This window comes from Corticibacter populi (genome assembly GCF_004217315.1).
GTDB lineage: Bacteria > Pseudomonadota > Gammaproteobacteria > Burkholderiales > Burkholderiaceae_C > Lampropedia > Lampropedia populi.
The window spans coordinates 909,719-929,278 of sequence record NZ_SGWR01000002.1; the positions used below are offsets into that span (position 1 = coordinate 909,719).

The window sequence follows — 19,560 nt, forward strand, 5'->3', positions numbered from 1 at the left end:
CCCGAAGAACCCGCACAAGTTCCTGCCGGGGAAATTTGTCAATCATAATCGCCGCATGCGTAAACCCATATTACAGAGCCTGTGGATGCCGCGCCTGACCACCGTCGTGATCTGGGCGCTGGCGGCCGCAAGCGTCGTGTTCTGGACCCTGCGCCTGCAGGACATGGCCGGCGCCAGCGCCGCCGTGCCGGTGGCCCAGGCCGCGCTGGTGGCAGACACCCAGGGCCTGCGAAAGCTGCTGGGCGCGCAGGCCGCACCCGTCGCCCTCCAGGCGCCCAGCCGGGAAGCCACGCGCTACCAGCTGCTGGGCGTGCTGGCCGGCACCACCAGCCAGGGCGGGGCGGCCATCATCGCGGTCAACGGCCAGCCGGCCAGGCCCTACCGCGTGGGCACGCGGATCGGCGACGGCGACGGCGATGACCTCTACCTGCAGTCCCTGCAAGGGCGCCAGGCGCGGCTTGGCGCCAGCCTGGACGGACCGGCCTCGGTGGTGCTGGAATTGCCCGAATTCAAACCGGCCGCTGCAGCGCCCACCGGCACCAACATCCGCCCGGGCCCTGCGCCGATGGTGAACCGCAACACCTCGCTGCCTCCGGTCGGCCAGCCCCTGGTGCCCCCGGACGACCGCTGAACGCCGGTGCGCGCCGATGGACGGAACGCGCAAAACCCGCGCTGGCTATCGCCATCAATCGACAGATTCGGGCATAACAGGGAAATAGTAAGAAATAAAAAGTCATTAGACTGTTGGATAATATTCTGATCGCTTCTTAGCATGTAACAGAATATGAACCTGCACCAGTTCCGCTTCGTCCAGGAAGCCGTGCGCCGCAACCTGAACCTGACGGAAGCGGCCAAATCCCTGCACACCTCGCAGCCGGGCGTCTCCAAAGCCATCATCGAACTGGAAGACGAGCTGGGCGTGGAGATCTTCGCGCGGCATGGCAAGCGCCTCAAGCGCGTGACCGAGCCTGGCCAGCACGTGCTCGCCAGCATCGAGGTGATCCTGCGCGAGGTCGGCAACCTCAAGCGCATCGGCAGCGACTACAGCGCGCAGAACTCGGGCACGCTCAGCATTGCCACCACCCACACCCAGGCGCGCTACGTGCTGCCGCCGCCGGTGGCCAAGTTCCGCGAAATCTTCCCCAAGGTCAACATCAGCCTGCACCAGGCCACGCCACACGAGGTGGCCAACATGGTGCTGACCGAAGTGGCCGACATCGGCATGGCCACCGAATCGCTGGCCGACTATCCCGACCTGGTGACGCTGCCCTGCTATGAGTGGCAGCATGTGCTGATCATGCCGCCGCACCACCCGCTGGCGCAGAAGGAGCGCGTCACGCTCGAGGACATTGCCAATGAGCCGCTGATCACCTACCACCCCTCATTCACCGGGCGCGGGCGGGTCGACCGTGCCTTCGAGCGGCGCAACCTCAAGCCCCACATCGTGCTCGAGGCCATCGATTCGGACGTCATCCGCACCTATGTGCAGCTGGGCCTGGGCATCGGCATCGTCGCCGAGATGGCCGTGCAGGGCGAACTGCGCGGCAATCTGGCGGTACGGCCGATGGGCGACCTGTTCGGCCTGAATGTGGCGCGCGTGGCCTTCAAGCGCGGCGCCTACATGCGCCAGTTCGTCTTCCGTTTCGCCGAGCTGATCAGCGACCGCCTCAGCCGTGAGCAGGTCATGCTGGCCATGTCCGGACGCGACAACGACTACGAACTCTGAGTACCCCTTGCATTGAGCACCTGCCTGCAGGTTCTGGTCCAGAATACGGATTGCGGCCGTCGCAGCATTGCGCCGGGCCGCATTGTTTCGTTCCGCACTACTGTGGTGTCCCGTGAATAGTTCGATGAAATGAAATCGATGGATTCGCCTGCAGGGCAAGGCGCAAACCGCAGCGATAGCCGTGGCCATCGCGAGGATTTGCAACGCGGTCTTGGGGGTGAAGACGCTTTTTTCCATGTTCCATGCACGTTATTTGCGGGACGCCACACGACACCATGACGCCTTCCACCCCTGCCATCACGAGCCGGCTGCCGCAGGTCGGCACCACCATCTTCACCACCATGTCGGCACTGGCCGTGCAGTGCCGCGCCGTCAACCTGGGCCAGGGCTTCCCGGACTTCGGCTGTGACCCGCGCCTGGTCGATGCCGTTGCCGAGGCCATGCGGCAAGGCCACAACCAGTACCCGCCAATGACCGGCGTGGCGGCGCTGCGCGAGGCGGTGGCCGGCAAGATCGCCGCACTCTACGGCCATGGTTACGACGCGCAGGCCGAGATCACCATCACCGCCGGCGCCACGCAGGCGCTGCTGACGGCCATGCTGGCGGCCGTGCAGCCGGGCGATGAGGTCATCGTGCTCGATCCCTGCTACGACAGCTATGTGCCCGCCATCGAGCTGGCCGGCGCCACCGCCGTGCGCGTGCCACTGACGCCCGGCAGCTTCCGCCCGGATTTCGACCGCATCGGCGCAGCCATCGGACCGCGCACCCGCCTGATCGTCATCAACAGCCCGCACAATCCCAGCGGCACGGTCTGGAGCGAGGCCGAGATGCTGCGCCTGCAGGAGCTGCTCGCCCCCACCAATGTGCTGGTGCTCAGCGACGAGGTCTACGAACACATGGTCTACGACGGCCTGGCGCATTGCAGCGTCTCGCGCTACCCGGGCCTGGCCGCGCGCAGCTTCGTGGTCTCCAGTTTCGGCAAGACTTTCCACGTCACGGGCTGGAAGGTCGGCACCGTGGCGGCGCCGGCGGCGCTGACGGCGGAATTCCGCAAGGTGCACCAGTTCAACGTGTTCACCGTCAACACACCCATGCAGGTGGGCCTGGCGCGCTACCTGCAGGATCCGGCCCCATACCTTGGCCTGCCGGCCTTCTACCAGACCAAGCGCGACTTCTTCCGCGCCGGTCTGCAATCCTCGCGGCTGCGCCTGCTCGACTGCCAGGGCACCTACTTCCAGAGCGTGGACATCTCGGCGGTCACCACGCTGCCCGAGGTCGACTTCTGCGAATGGCTCACGCGCGAGATCGGCGTTGCCGCCATCCCGACCTCGGCCTTCTATGGCGACGGCTTCGAGCAGGGCATCGTGCGTTTTTGCTTTGCCAAGCAGGAAGCCACTCTGGTGCAGGCGCTGGAGCGGCTGCAAAAGCTCTAGCCGCTCCACAGGACCGGGCCGCGTCGCGCGGCCTTCATCGTCGTGTCACCAATGGTTCGAACAATCGGCCATTTTCAGGAGAGGCACGATGAACATGCAACCGCGACGATACCCCCTCCGCGTCAGCGCCCTGGCGCTGGCCTGCCTGCTGGCCGCCTGTGGCGGCAGCGATGACGACAGCAACAGCCCCGAACCGGCCGGCAAGGCACTGGCGCTGACCATCCTGCACATCAACGACCACCATTCCCACCTGGATGGCAGCAGCAAGACCCTGCTGCTCGACACCGGTGCTGCCGAACGCAGCCAGGTCCAGGTCGGCAGCGCCGGCTTCCCGCGCGTGACGCAGGCCATCGAGGAGCTCGCGGCACAGCACAGCAATGTGATCAAGATCCATGCCGGCGACGCGCTGACCGGCACGCTGTACTTCAACCGCGTCGGCGCCGATGGCGAGGCCGATGCCGCGCTGATGAACACCGTCTGCTTCGACAGCTTCACGCTGGGCAACCACGAATTCGACAAGGGCGACACCGGCCTGAAGAACTTCCTGGACCTGCTGCGCGCAGGCAACTGCCCGACCCAGGCCGAGGTGCTCAGCGCCAATGTCGCGTTCGGTGCCACATCGGCGCTCAACCCCGCCAATGCGGCGGATTACGTGAAGGGCTCGACCGTGATCGAGCGCGACGGCGAGAAGATCGGCCTGATCGGCCTGACCATCGCCGGCAAGACCAAGCAATCGTCCAGCCCCGACGCCGACACCACGTTCGAGGACGAGGCCACGGCCGCGCAGCGCGAAATCGACCTTCTGCAGGCCCAGGGCATCAACAAGATCATCGTGCAAAGCCACATCGGCTACGAATACGACAAGGAAGTCATCGCCAAGCTGCGCGGCGTCGACGTGGTCGTCGGCGGTGATTCGCACACGCTGCTGGGCCCGGACACGCTGGCGACCTACGGCGTCGGCACGCGCGGCGGCGACTATCCGACGCGCCTGAGCGATGCCGATGGCAAGCCGGTCTGCCTGGTGCAAGCCTGGGAGTACGGCCAGATCGTCGGCGAGCTGACGGTTTCCTTCGATGCGGACGGCGTCGTCACCGACTGTGCCGGCACGCCGCACGTGCTGATCGGCGACGACTTCATGGACGCCAGCGGCGCTCCGCTGGACGAGGCCGCGCGCGCCAAGGCGCTGGCGGACGTGGCGGCCAGCGGCTTTCTGCGCGTGACTTCGGAGAACGCCAGCGCCGCCGCGGTGCTCGCGCCGTATGCGCAGAAACTCGATGTGTTCAAGAACACCCAGGTGGCGGTGGTGACCAGCGACGAGCTGTGCTCGCGCCGCGTGCCCGGCGGCCAGGGCAGCATGGACTACAGCCGCTCCAGCGCCGCATGCAATGCACTGGGCGAAGTCTCGCGGCGCGGTGGCGACATCCAGCAGATCGCCGCCCAAGCCTACCTGGAAGTGACCCAGGCCCATTACGGCGGCGCCGACATCTCGCTGCAAAGCGGTGGCGGCGCCCGCATCCCGCTGCTGCGCGGTCCGCTGACGGCCTCCACGGCCATCGAGGTGCTGCCGTTCGGCAACCTGCTCTACAAGATGGAAATCACCGGCACCGAGGTCAAGAGCATGATCGAGGACGGCCTCAGCGCGACCTTCGACAACAAGAGCACCGGCCCCTACCCGTACACCGGCGGCCTGCGCTTCGATGTCGACGCCTCCAATGCCAAGGGCAACCGCGCCAGCAACTTCGAGGTGCGCAATGCCACCACCGGCAACTGGGAAGTGCTCGACGAGCAGCGCAACTACACCCTGGCGGTGCTGAGCTTCAATGCCGCCGGCGGCGACGGCTACACGACACTGGCCAATGCCAGTGATCGGGTGACCGATGTCGGGGTGCTGGATTCGGACGTGTTCTTCGCCTATATCGAATCGCTGAGCAAGAGCGCCGACGGCTGGCCGCAACTGGGCAAGCTGGCCGACGATCTCTACAGCACCAAGTCCTTCATCGGACCGAACGGCAACTGAGTCGCCGATGCGGGTCTGGCGCAGGCGCTGCGCCAGACCGGCCACGCGACGCAACGCGACGCGACGCAACGCAAGCCCCCACAGCAGAATCCACGGTGGCCGCCATAATGGCGGCCACCGTGTTTTCACAAGCCGTGCCAATGAACACCGCATCCACCCCTTCGCACCCGCTGCGCCAGAACGTCCCCCTCGAGAAAGCCTATCGCCTGCTCAATCACGGCCCGACCGTGCTGGTCAGCGCAGCCCATGGCGATCGGCGCGACATCATGGCAGCGGCCTGGGCCATGCCGCTGGACTTCCAGCCCGGCAAGGTCGCCGTGGTACTGGACAAGAGCACCTGGACGCGCACGCTGCTCGAAGCCTCGGGCTTCTTCGGCCTGCAGGTGCCCACGGTGGCGCAGGCGCCCATGGTGCAGGCCGTCGGCACCAGCTCCGGCAAGGCGCTGGCCGAAGAGGAGGGCACCGACAAGTTCGCCACCTATGGCCTGGCGGTGTTTGCCGGCAGTGCATCCCCAGCGCCGCTGGTCGAAGGCTGCGCGGCCTGGCTGGAATGCCGGCTGCTGCCCGAGCCGCACATCCAGCAGACCTACGACCTGTTCCTTGGCGAGATCGTCGCCGCGCAGGCCGATACGCGCGTGTTCAGCGAGGGCCGCTGGCACTTCGAGGGGCATGACACGCTGCGCAGCATCCACCATGTGGCCGGCGGCCACTACCTGGCCGATGGCGCGGCCTTTGACGCCACACCCATGGCGCGTGTCGACCAGCCAGGGTTTTGCAAACCGTCCCTGGTCAGCCCAGCCCGGCCAGCGGGTGGAGCGCAGCCGGCCACGGACTCCTGAAGAAGGCCGCGACCTCGGCCGGGTCGACCTCCTCGATGCGGCCGGGCTTCCAGTGCGGTTGGTGGTCCTTGTCCACCGCCAGCGCGCGGATGCCCTCGATGGTTTCGCTGTTGTGGCGGCGGTCATCGCGCAGGTAGAAGCAGTGGCGCACCAGATCGCGCTCCATGCGCAGGTCATCGGCCAGGCCCATGCTGCGCGCGCGGCGGATCTGCTCGAGCACCACGTGCAACATCAGCGGCGAGCGCTTGCGCAGCGTCGCGGCCGTATCGCGGGCCCAGTCTGCCGCACCGGCATCGCCTTGACCACCTGCGGCCTCCAGCGCATCGACGATGGCCTTGACGCTCGGCAGCGCAAACACGCTGTTGATGGCGGCCAGGTATGCGCTGGCGGGTGATTCGGCCGGCACGAAGTGCTGGCGCACGTACTGCGTGATGGCCGCGCCATCGGCAAAGTCACCGGCCAGCCCGTCCCACAGAGCCGCCAGTCGCGCAGCCGGCACCACGCCATCGGCCAACTGGAAGGCCACCGCATCGCCCGCGCCAATGGTGCTGCCCGTCAGCGCCAACCATTCCCCCACATGGCCGGGCGCACGGCCGAGAAAATAGCCGCCGCCCACGTCGGGGAAGAGGCCGATGGCCGTCTCGGGCATGGCCATGCGGGTGCGTTCGGTGACGATGCGCAGGCTTGCGCCCTGCGAGATGCCCATGCCACCGCCCATGACCACGCCATCCATGAAGGCGATGTAGGGCTTGCCCAGGTGGTGGGTGAGGTGATTGAGCTGGTATTCCTCGGTGAAGAAGTCCTCCAGCGCCGGGTTGCCATCACAGGCCGCCTGGTGCAGGAAGCGGATGTCGCCGCCAGCGCAGAAGGCGCCGAACGGCCCTTCGCGGCCATTGCCGCGGATGGCGATGGCAGCAATGGCCGGATCATCGCGCCACTGCAGCAGGATGCGATGGAGCTCGCGCACCATCGCCAGCGAGAGCGCGTTGAGCGCGCGGGGGCGGTTGAGGGTGATGAAGCCGGTGTTGCCGCGCACTTCGGCGAGGACTTCTGCGGTGTCGTTCACGTGCGGTCTCCTGATTTTCGTTGGCACCAGCGGACGATTATGCCGCGCAGCCACCGATCGCGGAAACCGGGTCGCCACCGGCCTGTCGCCCATTCGTCAGGACTGCGCAGCGCGGCCGGGAGCAGGGGCGCGGCCTGGTTCAGAACGTCAGAACGGCAGCTTCGGAAACCCCCCGCCCATCATGCCCTTGGCGCCGCCGAGCTTCTTGAGCATCTTCATCATGCCGCCGCCCTTCATCTTCTTCATCATGCCCTGCATCTGCTCGAACTCCTTGAGCAGGCGGTTGACTTCCTGCACCTGGACGCCGGCACCGGCGGCGATGCGCTTCTTGCGCTGGGCCTTGATGAGTTCGGGGCGGCGGCGTTCCTTGGGCGTCATGCTGCAGATGATGCCTTCCTTGCGGCGCACGTCCTTCTCGGCACGGTTCATGTCCATCTGGCCGGCCTTGGCGGCGAGCTCGCCGGGCAGCTTCTCCATCAGCGAGGACAGGCCGCCCATCTGCTTCATCTGCTGCAGCTGCATCAGAAAGTCGTTGAGGTCGAAGCCGTCACCGCTCTTGACCTTCTCGGCGAGCTTTTGCGCGGCCTGCATGTCCACGCCGGCCGAGACCTGCTCGACCAGCGCGACGATGTCGCCCATGCCGAGGATGCGCCCGGCGTGGCGCTCGGCATCGAAGATCTCGATGCCATCGATCTTCTCGCTGGTGCCGGCGAACTTGATCGGCGCGCCGGTGATCTGCCGCACCGACAGCGCCGCGCCGCCGCGCGAGTCGCCGTCGAGCTTCGTCAAAACGATGCCGGTGAGCGGCAGCGCCTCCTTGAAGGCCTTGGCGGTGTTGATGGCGTCCTGCCCCTGCATGGCATCCACCACGAACAGCGTCTCGGCCGGGTTCAGCGCCGCATGCAGCGTCTTGATCTCGTCCATCAGCACTTCGTCGATGGCCAGGCGCCCGGCGGTATCGACGATCAGCACGTCGAAGTAGTGCTTCTTCGCGTAGTCGAGCGCGGCGGCGGCGATGTCCAGCGGCTTCTGCTCCGGCGTGCTGGGAAACCACTCGGCACCGGCCTGGGCCGTGACGGTCTTGAGCTGCTCGATGGCGGCAGGCCGGTAGACGTCGCCCGAGACGGTGAGCACCTTCTTCTTGAGCTTCTCGCGCAGCAGCCGGGCGATCTTGGCCGTGGTGGTGGTCTTGCCGGCGCCCTGCAGGCCGGCCATCAGAATCACCGCCGGCGGCTGCACGTTGAGGTTGAGTTCGGCCTGGCCCTCGCCCATGGTGGCGGCCAGTTCCTTGTTCACGATGCCCACCAGTGCCTGGCCGGGCTTGAGCGAGCCGACCACGTCCTGGCCCAGCGCCTTCTCCTTGACGCGGGCGATGAAATCGCGCACCACCGGCAGGGCCACGTCGGCCTCGAGCAGCGCCATGCGCACTTCGCGCAGCATGTCCTGCACGTTGGATTCGGTGATGCGGGCCTGGCCGCGCATCTCCTTGACGAGGCGCGACAGCTTGTCACTCAGGGCAGTGGCCATGGGGGAAACTCCGGGGAAAGGGAAGAGTCGAAGATGCGCCGATATCCGCCATGCGGCATGCATCGACAGGGAGCCCAGCCGCTGGGGGCGGGGCCTTTTCTGGCCGCGGCGACCAGTTGCGCAAACCTGTTCAAAGGTACACTTGCAGCATGATTTTAACCAGTGCGCCCACTCCGTCGCTGCTGCTGGCCATTGCGGCAGCACTGGCCTACGGCGTGGCGGCGGCATGCCACGCCTCGGCCTCTCCCCATCCCCCACGGATGGCACTGCTGCTGGCCTGGCTTTTGCACGGCCTGAGCATCGTCCTTGAACTGTGGACCACCGAGCCACGCTTCGGCTTCGGCCCGGCTCTGTCGGTCACGGCCTGGCTGGCCCTGACGGTCTATGGCATCGAATACCACCTGCTGCCGCGCCTGCAGCCCCACTGGTGGCTGGCGCTGTGTGCAGCGCTGGCGGCGCTGTTGGGCGCGCTGTTTCCCGGCCAGCCGCTGCAGGGGCAGCACAGCCCGTGGATGGGCGCGCACCTGGCGCTGGGCATCGCCTCCTATTGCCTGTTCGCCATCGCGGTGGTGCACGGCTGGATGATGCAGCGCGCCGAAAAGCGCATGCGCGCGGGCACCGCCGCCGAGGAAACGGGCCTGCCGCTGCTGTCGCTGGAGAACCTCACCTTCCGCTTCGCGCAGGCAGGCTTCGTGCTGCTGACAGCCACGCTGCTGGCCGGCCTATTCTTTGGCGAGGAGGTCTACGGCCGCGCCTGGAGCTGGCGCCACAAGGAGGTGTTCTCGGTGCTGGCGTGGCTGAGCTTTGCCGGCCTGCTGCTGGCGCGCTGGCGCCATGGCCTGCGCGGCAAGAAGGCGGTGCGCCTGCTCAACATTGGCGCGCTGCTGCTGCTGCTGGCCTATGCCGGTTCGCGCTTCGTGATCGAAGTGCTGATGCGTTGAGGCACCAGGCCCTCCCGCCATGAGCAAGCTGCTTCTGACCTTCTGCGTGCTGGCCGTGGCCTTGTGGCTGTGGCAGGCGGCGCGGCGCAAGACGCAGCAGCTGCGCCGCCAACAGAACCAGGCCCGCCAGGCCGTGCGCCATGGCCCGCCACCGCCTGCGGATCAAATGGTGCCATGCGCGGTCTGCGGCAGCCATCTGCCGGCGGCCAGCGCACACCGCCAGGGTGGCCGCAGCTATTGCCCCGAACACGCGCCCGGCGGCGCGGCGCGGCGATGAGCCTCTGGCACCGGATCTGGGGCCTGCAGCGCTCCAATGCGGCGGCGCCGGGTCCGTTCGAGCGGCTCTGGCATGGCTTTCTGACCGGCCGCATGATGCTGGCACTGGCCGTGCTGGCACTGTTGTGGACCGAGCGCATGGTCACCGGCACGGTGGCCGACCGCGTGCTGTGGCTGGCCGGCGCGTACTTCATCCAGACCGTGGTGGCGCGCATTGCACTGCGCCGGCACTACCCGCGCCGCGGCCCGGCGCTGCACTGGATCTGCACACTGGCGGTGGACGTGCTGGCCTCCTGCCTGCTGCAGCTGTGGCACGCCAGCGCCGGCTACAGCTTCGTGGCGCTGTTTGGCCTGCCGGTGCTGATGGCCGCGGCCGTGGGCAGCTTCTCTGTGATGGTGGGCACCGTGCTCTCGGTGCTGGTGGCGCTGATGTTCGTCACGCTCTGGCCGCGCGGGCTGCTGGCCACCAGCCCGCAGCAGTTCCTGCAATCGCTGCTGGCGGGGCTGGGCTTTTTCGTGCTGGGCCTGCTGGTGCACCAGATGGCCTCGCGGCTGCTGCGCGAGGAGCAGGAAGGGCGCAAGAGCCGGCAGGCCGCGCTGCTGCAAAGCCAGGTCAACGCCCTGGTCATCAGCAACCTCGACGACGGCGTGCTGGTGGTGGATCGCAAGATGCGCGTCGATTCCGCCAATCCGGCCGCGCTCGAGATGCTGGGCCTGCCGGCCGGCACCGCCATGCCGTTCTCGCTGGAGCAGAACCCGGTCTGGCGCCCGCTGGTGGCGCTGATCCAGTACACGCTGCGCCGCCATGCGCCGCAAGCGGCCGACCTGAGCCTGGTGCCCCCCGGACACAGCCCGGTGGGCCTGCGCGCGCGCGCCTGGATGACACCCGGCATCCAGGCGCGCCGCGGCGAAGCCGACGTGCAGTGCGTGGCCTTTTTGCACGACCTGCGCAGCATCGAGGCGCAGGTGCGCACCGAGAAGCTCGCCTCGATGGGCCGCATGTCGGCAGCCGTCGCGCACGAAATCCGCAACCCGCTCTCGGCCATCATCCAGGCCAATGCGCTGCTGGCCGAGGACCTGGCGGACGACCCTGGCGCGCAGCGCCTGACGACCATGGTGCGCCAGAATGCCGAGCGGCTCTCGCGCATTGCCGAGGACATCCTCGATGTCGCCCGGGTGCAGCGCCAGATCGATGCCGACGAGCAGGCCGAGGCCCTGGCACTGGACCACTGGGTGCGCCAAAGCTGGGACGAGTGGCGCGAGCAGGCGCCGGCGCAGCGCACCGGCGAGCTGAGCCTGAACACCGCGCCGGCGCTGGTGGTGTTCGGCCGCGACCACTTGCGGCGCGTGCTCGTCAACCTGCTGGACAACGCCCTGCGCTACAAGGGACCGCACGCCGATTCGCTGCAGGTCCATACCGCGCTGAGCGCGCACGGGCAAGCCATGCTGCAGGTCTGGAGCGATGGCGCGCCACTGGAAAAATCGGTGGAGCGGCACCTGTTCGAGCCCTTCTTCTCGTCCGAGAGCCGCTCCTCGGGCCTGGGCCTGTACCTGTGCCGCGAACTGTGCGAGCGCCATGGGGCCAGCATCGGCTACCAGCGCATCGAGCGGGCGACGGCTCGCGGGCCCATGGCCGGCAACGCCTTCACCGTCCAGTTCCGCCGTCCGGTGCAGGGCCACGATGGTGACACGCACCCGCTCACCGAACTGGTGGTTTGAACCGGGCTCCGATCACAGCCTGGAGAAATCGGGCTTGCGCTTTTCCATGAAGGCGCTGAAAGCCTCGCGCGCGGCCGGGCTCTGCAGCAGTTCGCCGAAGATGCGCGCCTCCTCGTCGATGCGTGCGAGCACCTCGGCCTGCTGCGCGCCCTTGAGCAGGCGCTTGGTCGCCAGCAGCGCCGCCAGCGGCTTGGCCGCCAGCTTGACCGCCTGGATCTGCGCCATGGCATTGGCTTCCTGCGGCGGCACGATGCGGTTGACCAGGCCCACTTCCTGCGCCGCCTCGGCAAAGAACGGCTCGCCCAGCAGCAGCGCCTCGCTGGCGCGCTGGTGGCCCATCAGGCGTGGCAGCAGCAGCGAGGAGCCTGCCTCTGGGCACAGGCCCAGGTTGACGAAGGGCAGCGCAAATGCCGCGTTGTCGCCCGCATAGACCAGATCGCAATGCAGCAGCAGCGTCGTGCCGATGCCCACCGCCGGGCCGCACACCGCCGCCAGCACCGGCTTGGGGAAGGCCGCGATGGCGCGCAGGAAGCGGAACACCGGCCGGTCGCCGTCGTCACGCGGCGCCTGCTGGAAATCGGCGATGTCATTGCCGGCGCTGAAGACCGTCACGTCCCCTTGCACCACCACCACCCGCACGGCGGCGTCATCGGCGGCCTGCTCGAAGGCATCGGCGAACAGGCCATACATGACCTGCGTGAAGGCATTCTTCTTGTCCAGGCGCGAGAGGGTGAGGGTGAGCACGCCGTTCTCGGCATGGCGCAGGATGCCGGCGCCTTCGGCCTTGTCGGCGCGGCCCGTGCTGCCGGCGCTGTTCGTGCTGTTCGTACTGCTTGTCGGGCTGGAATGGCTCATGACGGGGTTCACTCCTTGAAATAGGCGATTTGGTGGGTCGTGGCCAGCATGTTGCCATGCCGGTCCCAGACCTGGCCGGTCTGGTCGAACAAGGTGTCGCGAAACTCCTGGCCCTGTGCCTGCGCCAGCAGCCAGTCGCTGCCGGCCGCGTCCAGCATCGCTCCGCTGGCATGGAAGTACACGGTGATCGAGACGGTGCCGGCCGGCACGCGGTGGGCGCGGCGCAGCCACACGCGCGGATAGAACACGTCGCAGAATGCCGCCAGCGCGCAGAAGTCCAGCGCGCGCTCGGCCGCCTTGCGCACCCACAAGCGCGAGAGACTGCCCTCGCGCTCGCGGCCATCCCAGGCGCCGGGCATCTCGCCTTCGAGCGGCACGAAGGCGTACTGCCGGAACCAGCTCGGCACGCCCGGCGGCAGCGCCATCGGTGGCTGATCAGCCTGCGGACCGCCCTGCAGCGGCGCCGAGAAATCGCTGGCCGACCAGGTCTGGCGGCGCGCGGCGGTGAGCACCGTGGCGGTAGTGGCAATGCTGGTGCCGCCATCGGCATCCTGCACGTGCTGTTCGATGATCCAGTGCTGGGTCGAGCGGTTGGTGCGCACCGGCCGCACCAGCAGGCGAAACGGCCCTTCGGGCACCGGCCCGGCAAAGTTCACGGTCATCGCCGCCGGCTCGCCCAGCCGCGCGGGGTGCTGCAGCACCGCATGGAGCAGCACGGCCGCTGTGATGCCGCCGAACGGCCCGACCATGTTCCAGTATTCGGGCGTGGTACGGCCGTGGAAGACGCCTTCGGCATCGCGGCTGAGGGCAATGGCCTCGTCAAAGGGGTGCATGCATGTCTCCTTGTCTGTTCTGTCTCGTGACCCGATCCGGCCCGGTCATGGTGTCCAGCCGCGGCCGCGGTTTCGTCGACTGGCGCCGCTCACGCACAACCGTGCGACGTGTCATGCACGCCACTATGGCAGGCTTGGCCGCCCCGTCAGCCACGGCGGCGACAGCGGGCCCTCAGAACCTGTTCACGATCTTCCAGTGGGCAAGACGCCCGTTGCAGCCCAGACTGGCCATCTGGGCAAGGCGGGCAACGCCGCCCGGTGCGTTTTTGACCTCCTGCCCTTCGGGTTGTCCCGGCAGGCGCGCGCTGCGGTGTGACAAATCCTCGCCGGGGCAACGCGACCCATGCAAAGATCATGAACAGGTTCTCAGGCCAGCGCGTGACTGGTTTTCATCAGGCTGGCCGAATTGGCCTGCAAGCGCCTGAAGGCGGTCTCGACCTCGGGCAGCAGCCGTGCGAAATAGAAGCGCGCGGTCTCCAGCTTGGCGCTGTAGAACGGGTCGGTGCTGCCGGCCGCGATCGCCGCCTGCGCCACCTGGGCGGCGCGTGCCCACAACCAGCCGAAGCTCAGGTGGCCGACGACGCGCAGGTAATCCACCGCCGCCACGCCGATCTCCTCGGGGTTGCGCTGGGCCTTGGCGGCAATCGCCTGGGTCAGCTCGGTGAGGCGCTCGCCCAGATCCTGCAGCGGCAGCAGGAACTCGGCCATCTTCGGCTCGCGGGCGTAATCGGCCGCCCAGCCGGCAATGGTCTTGCCGAACTGCGTCAGCGCCTTGCCCTGGTCGCCCATGACCTTGCGGCCCAGCAGGTCCAGTGCCTGCACGGCGTTGGTGCCTTCGTAGATCAGGTTGATGCGGGCATCGCGCACCAGTTGCTCCATGCCGGTCTCGTGGATGTAGCCATGGCCGCCAAAGACCTGCTGGCAGCCGATAGTCGCTGCCAGGCCGTTGTCGGTGAGGAAGGCCTTGACCACCGGCGTCAACAGCGCCAGCTGCGCGGCGGCCGCGACGCGCGCGGCCTCATCGGGGTGGCTGCGCGCCTGGTCGAGCAACAGCCCGCAATAGCTGCCGAGCATGCGGCCGCCTTCGGCCCAGGCCTTGGCGGCGAGCAATTGGTGGCGCACGTCCGGGTGGACGATGATCGGGTCGGCCGGCTGCTCGGGCGCCTTGGGACCCGAGAGGCTGCGCATCTGCAGCCGCTCCTTGGCGTAGGCCAGCGCGTTCTGGAACGCGATTTCGGTCAGTCCCAGCGACTGGTTGCCCACACCCAGGCGCGCGCCGTTCATCATCACGAACATGGCCGCCAGGCCGCGGTGCGGTTCGCCCACCAGGTGGCCGATGGCGCCATCGAAGGCCAATTGTGCGGTGGCATTGCCGTGGATGCCCATCTTGTGTTCCAGGCCGGTGCAGAAGACCGGATTGCGCTCGCCCAGCGAGCCGTCGTCGTTCAACCTGAATTTGGAGACCACGAACAGGCTGATGCCCTTGCTGCCGGCCGGCGCATCGGGCAGACGCGCCAGCACCAGGTGCACGATGTTCTCGGCGAGATCATGTTCGCCGGCGCTGATGAAGATCTTGTTGCCGGTGATGCGATAGCTGCCATCGGCCTGCGGCTCCGCCTTGGTACGCAGCAGGCCGAGGTCGGTGCCGCAATGCGGCTCGGTCAGGCACATGGTGCCGGTCCACTCGCCGCTGGTGAGCTTGGGCAGGTAGCGTTGCTTGAGCGCATCGCTGCCATGCGCGTGCAAGGCCTCATAGGCGCCGTGCGAGAGGCCCGGGTACATGGTCCAGGCCTGGTTGGCGCTGTTGAGCATTTCATAGCAGCTCTGATTGAGCACGAAGGGCAGTCCCTGGCCGCCATAGGCCGGGTCGGCGGCCAGCGCCGGCCAGCCGGCCTCGATGTACTGGCGATAGGCCTCCTTGAAGCCATCGGGCGTCTTGACGCTGTGGCTGGCGACATCCAGCGTGCAGCCCTGCAGGTCGCCCACCGCATTGGTCGGCGCGACCACCTCGGCGGCAAACTTGCCGGCCTCCTCGAGCACGGCGTTGAAGGTGTCCCGGTCCAGCTCGGCATAGGGCGGCAGCTGGGCCAGCGCGTCCACCGCGCCATACATTTCGTGCAGCACGAACTGCATGTCGCGGATCGGGGGGATGTAGCTCAGGGCCATGGTTTGTCTCCTTGTTGAATGATGGGGGAATGACGAGCGCGGGTTGCCGGAAGAAGGGGAGGCCAAGCGCGTCAGTGCTGACCGGAATGCACCGGGCGGCTGGCGCGGATCAGGCGCGCAAAGCCGTTCTGTGCGCGCTGCAGCGAATCGCCATTGCCCAGGAAGCGCGCGTCGTAATGCAGCGCCAGCACCAGCCCGTGGATCTCGAACACCAACTGGCGCGCATCGGCGTCATCGCGCAATTGACCCAGCTCGCGGCATTGTTCGGCCGCGCGCAGCAATGCCGCCATCCATGTGCGCACCGACTGGTTGAGCGCCTCGCGCACCGGGCCGGGCCGGTCGTCGAAATCGACCGCGCCGCTGATGAAGATGCCCGAATCGACATCGGAGAGCACGCGCTGCATCCAGCGGCCGACCATGCCTTCGAGCCGTGGCAGGCCACGCGGCAGCGCCAGTGCCGGCAGGAACACTGCCTGCTCGAAGCTGTGGTGGTAATGTTCGACCACGGCGATCTGCAGTTCCTCGCGCGAGCCGAAATGCGCAAACACGCCGGACTTGCTCATGCCGGCCAACTCGGCCAGCGCGCCAATGGACAGCCCCTCGAGCCCGACCTGGGCCACCAGCCGCATGGCGGCGTCGAGGATGGCGTGGCGGGTCTGCTGGCCCTTGTTGAAAAGGGCCGTCTTCTCCGCGGCGGAGGCAATGGATTTCGATGGCATGGTGCGGTTGCGAAGCGACAGCCCGCAAAAAATAGAACGATCGTGCTATTTTAGGAAGAATCGATCATTTGGCAAGTGTTTGGCGATATTGGGAGGCATTGGGAATGTCTTTGTCCCATGGCCTGCAAGCCATGCCCTGACTGCCGGCCCATGCTGCCCTGTGGGGGACTGACGCATGGGCGCTGCCAGGCGGGGCCCAGGCTGCTATAAACCGCCTCATGGTCCGCCCCCACACGCATCTCCATCCGCCTGCACCGCCAGCCGCGCCGCGGCTGGCCGTTTCGCTGATCCTCGTGCGCGATGCACCGGCAGACAAGGCCGATGACGGCGGCATCGAGGTGCTGCTCTCGCGCCGCTCGCCTGCGGCGCGCTTCGTGCCAGGCGCCTACGTCTTCCCCGGCGGCAGCGTCGATGCGCAGGACGCCCGGGCACTGGCCGGTGCCGACGCGCGCTCGGACCAAAGCGCACAGGACCTCACGCTCGCCCACGCCGCCGTGCGCGAAAGCCTGGAAGAGGTGGGCATTCTGCTGGCCCGCACCGCCGAAGGTGCCTGGGTAAGCTCGGCGCAGATCGCAGCACACATTGATCGCCACCAGCCCCTGGCACCGCAGATCGCCGCGCGGGGCTGGCGGCTGGCGCTGGATGCCGTGTTTCCGTTCGGCCACTGGACCACCGATCGCGACTACCCAATCCGCTTCGATGTGCCGTTTCTGATCGCGTCCGCGCCACAAGGGCAGCAGGCCGAGGCCGATGGCGTCGAACAGTTCGACCCGCTCTGGATCCGACCGGCCGAGGCGCTGCGGCGCCATGCCGATGGCCAGCTCGCACTGGTCTACCCCACCGTGCGCAGCCTGCGCCGGCTGGCCGGCTTCGACAGCGCAGAAGCCTTGCTGGCCGCGTGTGCGCGCGGCCCGGTGATGCCGCCGAGCTGCCCACGCGCCGGCCTCGTGCAGGGACGCGAAGAGCGCTTCATGGAGCATGAGTTGCCGTTCGGCGAGTTGGCGCTGGTCTGCCCGGACGGCCAGCTGGCGCATGAACTGGCCTGGCAGTCTGAACAGCCCGTGGCGCTGCTGCGTCACCTGCGCCGCCTGACCGCACCCAACGCTGGCGTGATGACCGGCCCCGGCACCAACACCTACCTGATCGGCGAGCCGGCGACCGGCTATCTGGTGCTCGACCCTGGCCCCGACGACGCGGCACACCTGCAACGCATCATGGCAGCGACGAACGGCGACATCCGCCACATCGTCTGCACCCATTCGCACCCCGACCACTCACCCGGCGCGCGGCCCCTGCAAGCCCTGGTGGAAACCACCCGGATGTCCGTGCCTCCCATCACCGGCATGGCCTCCCGCCCCACGGCCCGCGCCGACAGCCGCTTCACCCCCGACCGGGAACTGGCCAGCGGCGACGAACTGCAGCTGCACGGGCAGGCCCACGGCCAGCCGCTGGGCCACACGCTGCTGGCCGTGCACACGCCCGGCCACGCGGCCAACCACCTGTGCTTCCTGCTCAAGGAAGACGCCCTGCTGTTCAGCGGCGACCATATCCTCGGCGGTACCACCACCGTCATCAGCCTGCCCGACGGCAACATGCAGGACTACCTCGATTCGCTGACGCGCCTTGACACCCTGTGCGAGACACACGGGGTGGAATTCGTCCTCCCAGCCCATGGCCATGTGCTGCATGGTGCCCGGCAGGTCATCGCCCAGCTGCGCAGCCACCGGCTGCGCCGCGAGGCACGGGTGCTGGCGGCCGTCCAGCAGGCACCGCAAGGCGCGGTGGACGACTGGCTGGCGCTCGCCTACGCGGACACCCCCCGGGCCATGTGGCCGGTGGCGCGCCACTCGCTGCTGGCGCACCTGCAGCGCCTGGCCACGCTGCATCCGCAGTTTGGGATTGAGCGCGTGCTCTCAGCCTGAGCACATCCGCCCAGGCAAGGGGTCTGACTGTCACAAACAATAACGATAATTTAGTATTATTATTGTTATCCGATTGTTCAACAGCCAGGATGCCTGCGCATCCACGCCGCCGTGCCGCCCCGGCCGGTCTTCCTCCCTCTCCATCCCTCATGTCCACCTCGACCGCCACAGCGCCCCTGCAGGCGCCATCCTCCATTGCCGCCGCACGCTCGCGCCTGCAGTCCATCGACGCGCTGCGCGGCTTCGTCATCGTGCTGATGCTGCTCGACCACGTGCGCGAAACCTTCTACCTGCATGCCCAGGTGAGCGACCCGATGGACGTGACCGCCACACCACCGGAGCTCTTCTTCTCGCGCCTGCTGGCGCACCTGTGCGCGCCGGTGTTCGTGTTCCTCACCGGACTTTCGGCGTGGCTGTATGCGCAAAAACACGCTGGCGACGGGGGCGACGGGCGCGCCGCCGCATCGGCGTTCCTGTTCAAGCGCGGCCTGTTCCTGGTGCTGCTGGAGCTGACGCTGGTCAACTTCGCCTGGACCTTTCAATTCCCGCCCAGCGTGGTCTACCTACAGGTGATCTGGGCCATCGGCCTGAGCATGCTGGCGCTGGCCGCGCTGGTGTGGCTGCCGCGCCCGGCACTGGCGCTGCTGGGCCTGGCGCTGGTGGCAGGCCACAATCTGCTCGACGGTCTGCATTTCCCGGCCGGCCACGCGCTGCACGTGCCCTGGGCCATCCTGCACGACCGCGGCTGGCTGGAGGCCGCCCAAGGCCTGCGCCTGCGCACCTCCTACCCGGTGCTGCCCTGGATCGGCGTGATTGCGCTCGGCTATGCGGCGGGCCCCTGGTTCGGGCGAGGCACCGATGCCGCCAAACGCCAGCGCCTGCTGCTCGCCAGCGGCCTGGGCGCGCTCGTCCTGTTCCTCGTGCTGCGCGCCATCAACGGTTATGGCGACAAGCCCTGGGTGGCCACCGATAGCCTGCTCGCCAATGTGATGGGCTTCGTCAACATCACCAAATATCCGCCCTCGCTGCTGTTCCTGGCGCTGACGCTGGGCCTGGGCCTGTTGCTGCTGCGCTGGCTGGAGCGCTGCCAGCAGGCCCACGGCGGCCAGCTGCCGCCTGCGCTGGCCTGGCTGATGGCTTTTGGCGCCGCGCCCATGTTCTTCTATCTGCTGCACCTCTATGTGCTCAAGCTGCTGTACCTGGCGGCAGTGGCGATCTGGGGCACCAACCAGGGCCAGTATTTCGGCTTCGATGGCATCTGGGCGGTCTGGCTGTGCACCATCGTGCTGGCTGCGGCCCTCTACTGGCCGGTCAAGGCCTTCGCCGGTTTCAAGGCACGCCGGCGCGACATCGCCTGGCTGAAGTACTTGTGAGAACCTGTTGACGATCCTTTCGTGGGTCACGCAGGAGGTCAAAAATGCCGTAGGCAAAACACCCGTCGCAGCCCAAACTGGACGTCTGTACACGACGGACAACGCAGCCCGCGAAAAGATCATGAACAGGCTCCAAGGCCACTGCGGG

The 19,560-nt window shown here is 67.6% G+C and carries 16 protein-coding genes; 10 read left to right on the plus strand and 6 right to left on the minus strand.

Translation table 11 applies throughout. The features are described 5' to 3' along the window. Positions 1-55 precede the first annotated feature (55 nt). The 5 genes from EV687_RS10265 to EV687_RS10285 all read left to right on the plus strand — a co-directional run bounded on the left by EV687_RS10265 (position 56) and on the right by EV687_RS10285 (position 6,015). The gene (locus EV687_RS10265; RefSeq protein WP_122230150.1) at positions 56-631 is read left to right on the plus strand and encodes a type II secretion system protein N; all 576 of its coding nucleotides are present in this window, start codon (positions 56-58) and stop codon (positions 629-631) included. A 153-nt stretch (positions 632-784) separates the two neighbouring features. Continuing rightward, the gene (locus EV687_RS10270; RefSeq protein ID WP_122230148.1) at positions 785-1,726 is read left to right on the plus strand and encodes a CysB family HTH-type transcriptional regulator; all 942 of its coding nucleotides are present in this window, start codon (positions 785-787) and stop codon (positions 1,724-1,726) included. Positions 1,727-2,001: 275 nt separating this feature from the next. After that, positions 2,002-3,159: a pyridoxal phosphate-dependent aminotransferase gene (locus tag EV687_RS10275; RefSeq protein ID WP_122230146.1), complete on the plus strand. Its 1,158-nt coding sequence runs from the start codon at positions 2,002-2,004 to the stop codon at positions 3,157-3,159. 88 nt (positions 3,160-3,247) lie between these two features. Then, on the plus strand, positions 3,248-5,176 hold the full coding sequence (locus EV687_RS10280) for a 5'-nucleotidase C-terminal domain-containing protein (protein ID WP_122230145.1): 1,929 nt from the start codon (positions 3,248-3,250) through the stop codon (positions 5,174-5,176). A 140-nt stretch (positions 5,177-5,316) separates the two neighbouring features. Then, the gene (locus tag EV687_RS10285) at positions 5,317-6,015 is read left to right on the plus strand and encodes a flavin reductase family protein (protein ID WP_122230597.1); all 699 of its coding nucleotides are present in this window, start codon (positions 5,317-5,319) and stop codon (positions 6,013-6,015) included. Here EV687_RS10285 and EV687_RS10290 read toward each other — a convergent pair. Then, the gene (locus EV687_RS10290; RefSeq protein WP_242612572.1) at positions 5,966-7,081 is read right to left on the minus strand and encodes an enoyl-CoA hydratase/isomerase family protein; all 1,116 of its coding nucleotides are present in this window, start codon (positions 7,079-7,081) and stop codon (positions 5,966-5,968) included. The genes EV687_RS10285 and EV687_RS10290 overlap by 50 nt on opposite strands. A 147-nt stretch (positions 7,082-7,228) precedes the next feature. Next, positions 7,229-8,608, minus strand: a complete 1,380-nt coding sequence (gene ffh / locus EV687_RS10295) for a signal recognition particle protein (protein ID WP_122230141.1) — start codon at positions 8,606-8,608, stop codon at positions 7,229-7,231. A gap of 149 nt (positions 8,609-8,757) precedes the next feature. Here ffh and EV687_RS10300 point away from each other — a divergent pair, with 149 nt between their 5' ends. The 3 genes from EV687_RS10300 to EV687_RS10310 are packed head-to-tail and all read left to right on the plus strand — an operon-like array spanning position 8,758 to position 11,544. Continuing rightward, entirely contained in the window at positions 8,758-9,549 is a 792-nt protein-coding gene (locus EV687_RS10300; protein WP_122230139.1) for a cytochrome C assembly family protein, read from the plus strand. 19 nt (positions 9,550-9,568) lie between these two features. Next, positions 9,569-9,826: a PP0621 family protein gene (locus EV687_RS10305; protein ID WP_122230137.1), complete on the plus strand. Its 258-nt coding sequence runs from the start codon at positions 9,569-9,571 to the stop codon at positions 9,824-9,826. Beyond that, positions 9,823-11,544: a sensor histidine kinase gene (locus EV687_RS10310; protein WP_122230135.1), complete on the plus strand. Its 1,722-nt coding sequence runs from the start codon at positions 9,823-9,825 to the stop codon at positions 11,542-11,544. The genes EV687_RS10305 and EV687_RS10310 overlap by 4 nt, the downstream gene beginning before the upstream one ends. 12 nt (positions 11,545-11,556) lie before the next feature. Here the strand turns inward: EV687_RS10310 and EV687_RS10315 are convergent, their stop codons facing one another. The 4 genes from EV687_RS10315 to EV687_RS10330 all read right to left on the minus strand — a co-directional run bounded on the left by EV687_RS10315 (position 11,557) and on the right by EV687_RS10330 (position 16,117). Beyond that, entirely contained in the window at positions 11,557-12,399 is an 843-nt protein-coding gene (locus tag EV687_RS10315) for an enoyl-CoA hydratase (protein WP_122230133.1), read from the minus strand. An 8-nt stretch (positions 12,400-12,407) separates the two neighbouring features. Then, positions 12,408-13,232, minus strand: coding sequence for an acyl-CoA thioesterase (locus tag EV687_RS10320; protein ID WP_122230131.1), 825 nt, complete (start codon positions 13,230-13,232; stop codon positions 12,408-12,410). Positions 13,233-13,598: 366 nt separating this feature from the next. After that, positions 13,599-15,398, minus strand: coding sequence for an acyl-CoA dehydrogenase C-terminal domain-containing protein (locus tag EV687_RS10325; protein ID WP_122230129.1), 1,800 nt, complete (start codon positions 15,396-15,398; stop codon positions 13,599-13,601). A 71-nt stretch (positions 15,399-15,469) separates the two neighbouring features. Next, on the minus strand, positions 15,470-16,117 hold the full coding sequence (locus tag EV687_RS10330) for a TetR/AcrR family transcriptional regulator (RefSeq protein ID WP_122230127.1): 648 nt from the start codon (positions 16,115-16,117) through the stop codon (positions 15,470-15,472). A 218-nt stretch (positions 16,118-16,335) separates the two neighbouring features. Between EV687_RS10330 and EV687_RS10335 the strand changes: the two genes are divergently transcribed. Beyond that, positions 16,336-18,039 carry an MBL fold metallo-hydrolase gene (locus EV687_RS10335; RefSeq protein WP_122230125.1) on the plus strand — a complete coding sequence of 568 codons (1,704 nt, stop codon included), beginning with the start codon at positions 16,336-16,338 and terminating at the stop codon, positions 18,037-18,039. Between the two features lie 149 nt (positions 18,040-18,188). Beyond that, positions 18,189-19,412, plus strand: a complete 1,224-nt coding sequence (locus EV687_RS10340; protein WP_122230123.1) for an acetyltransferase domain-containing protein — start codon at positions 18,189-18,191, stop codon at positions 19,410-19,412. The last annotated feature ends 148 nt before the right edge of the window (positions 19,413-19,560 follow it).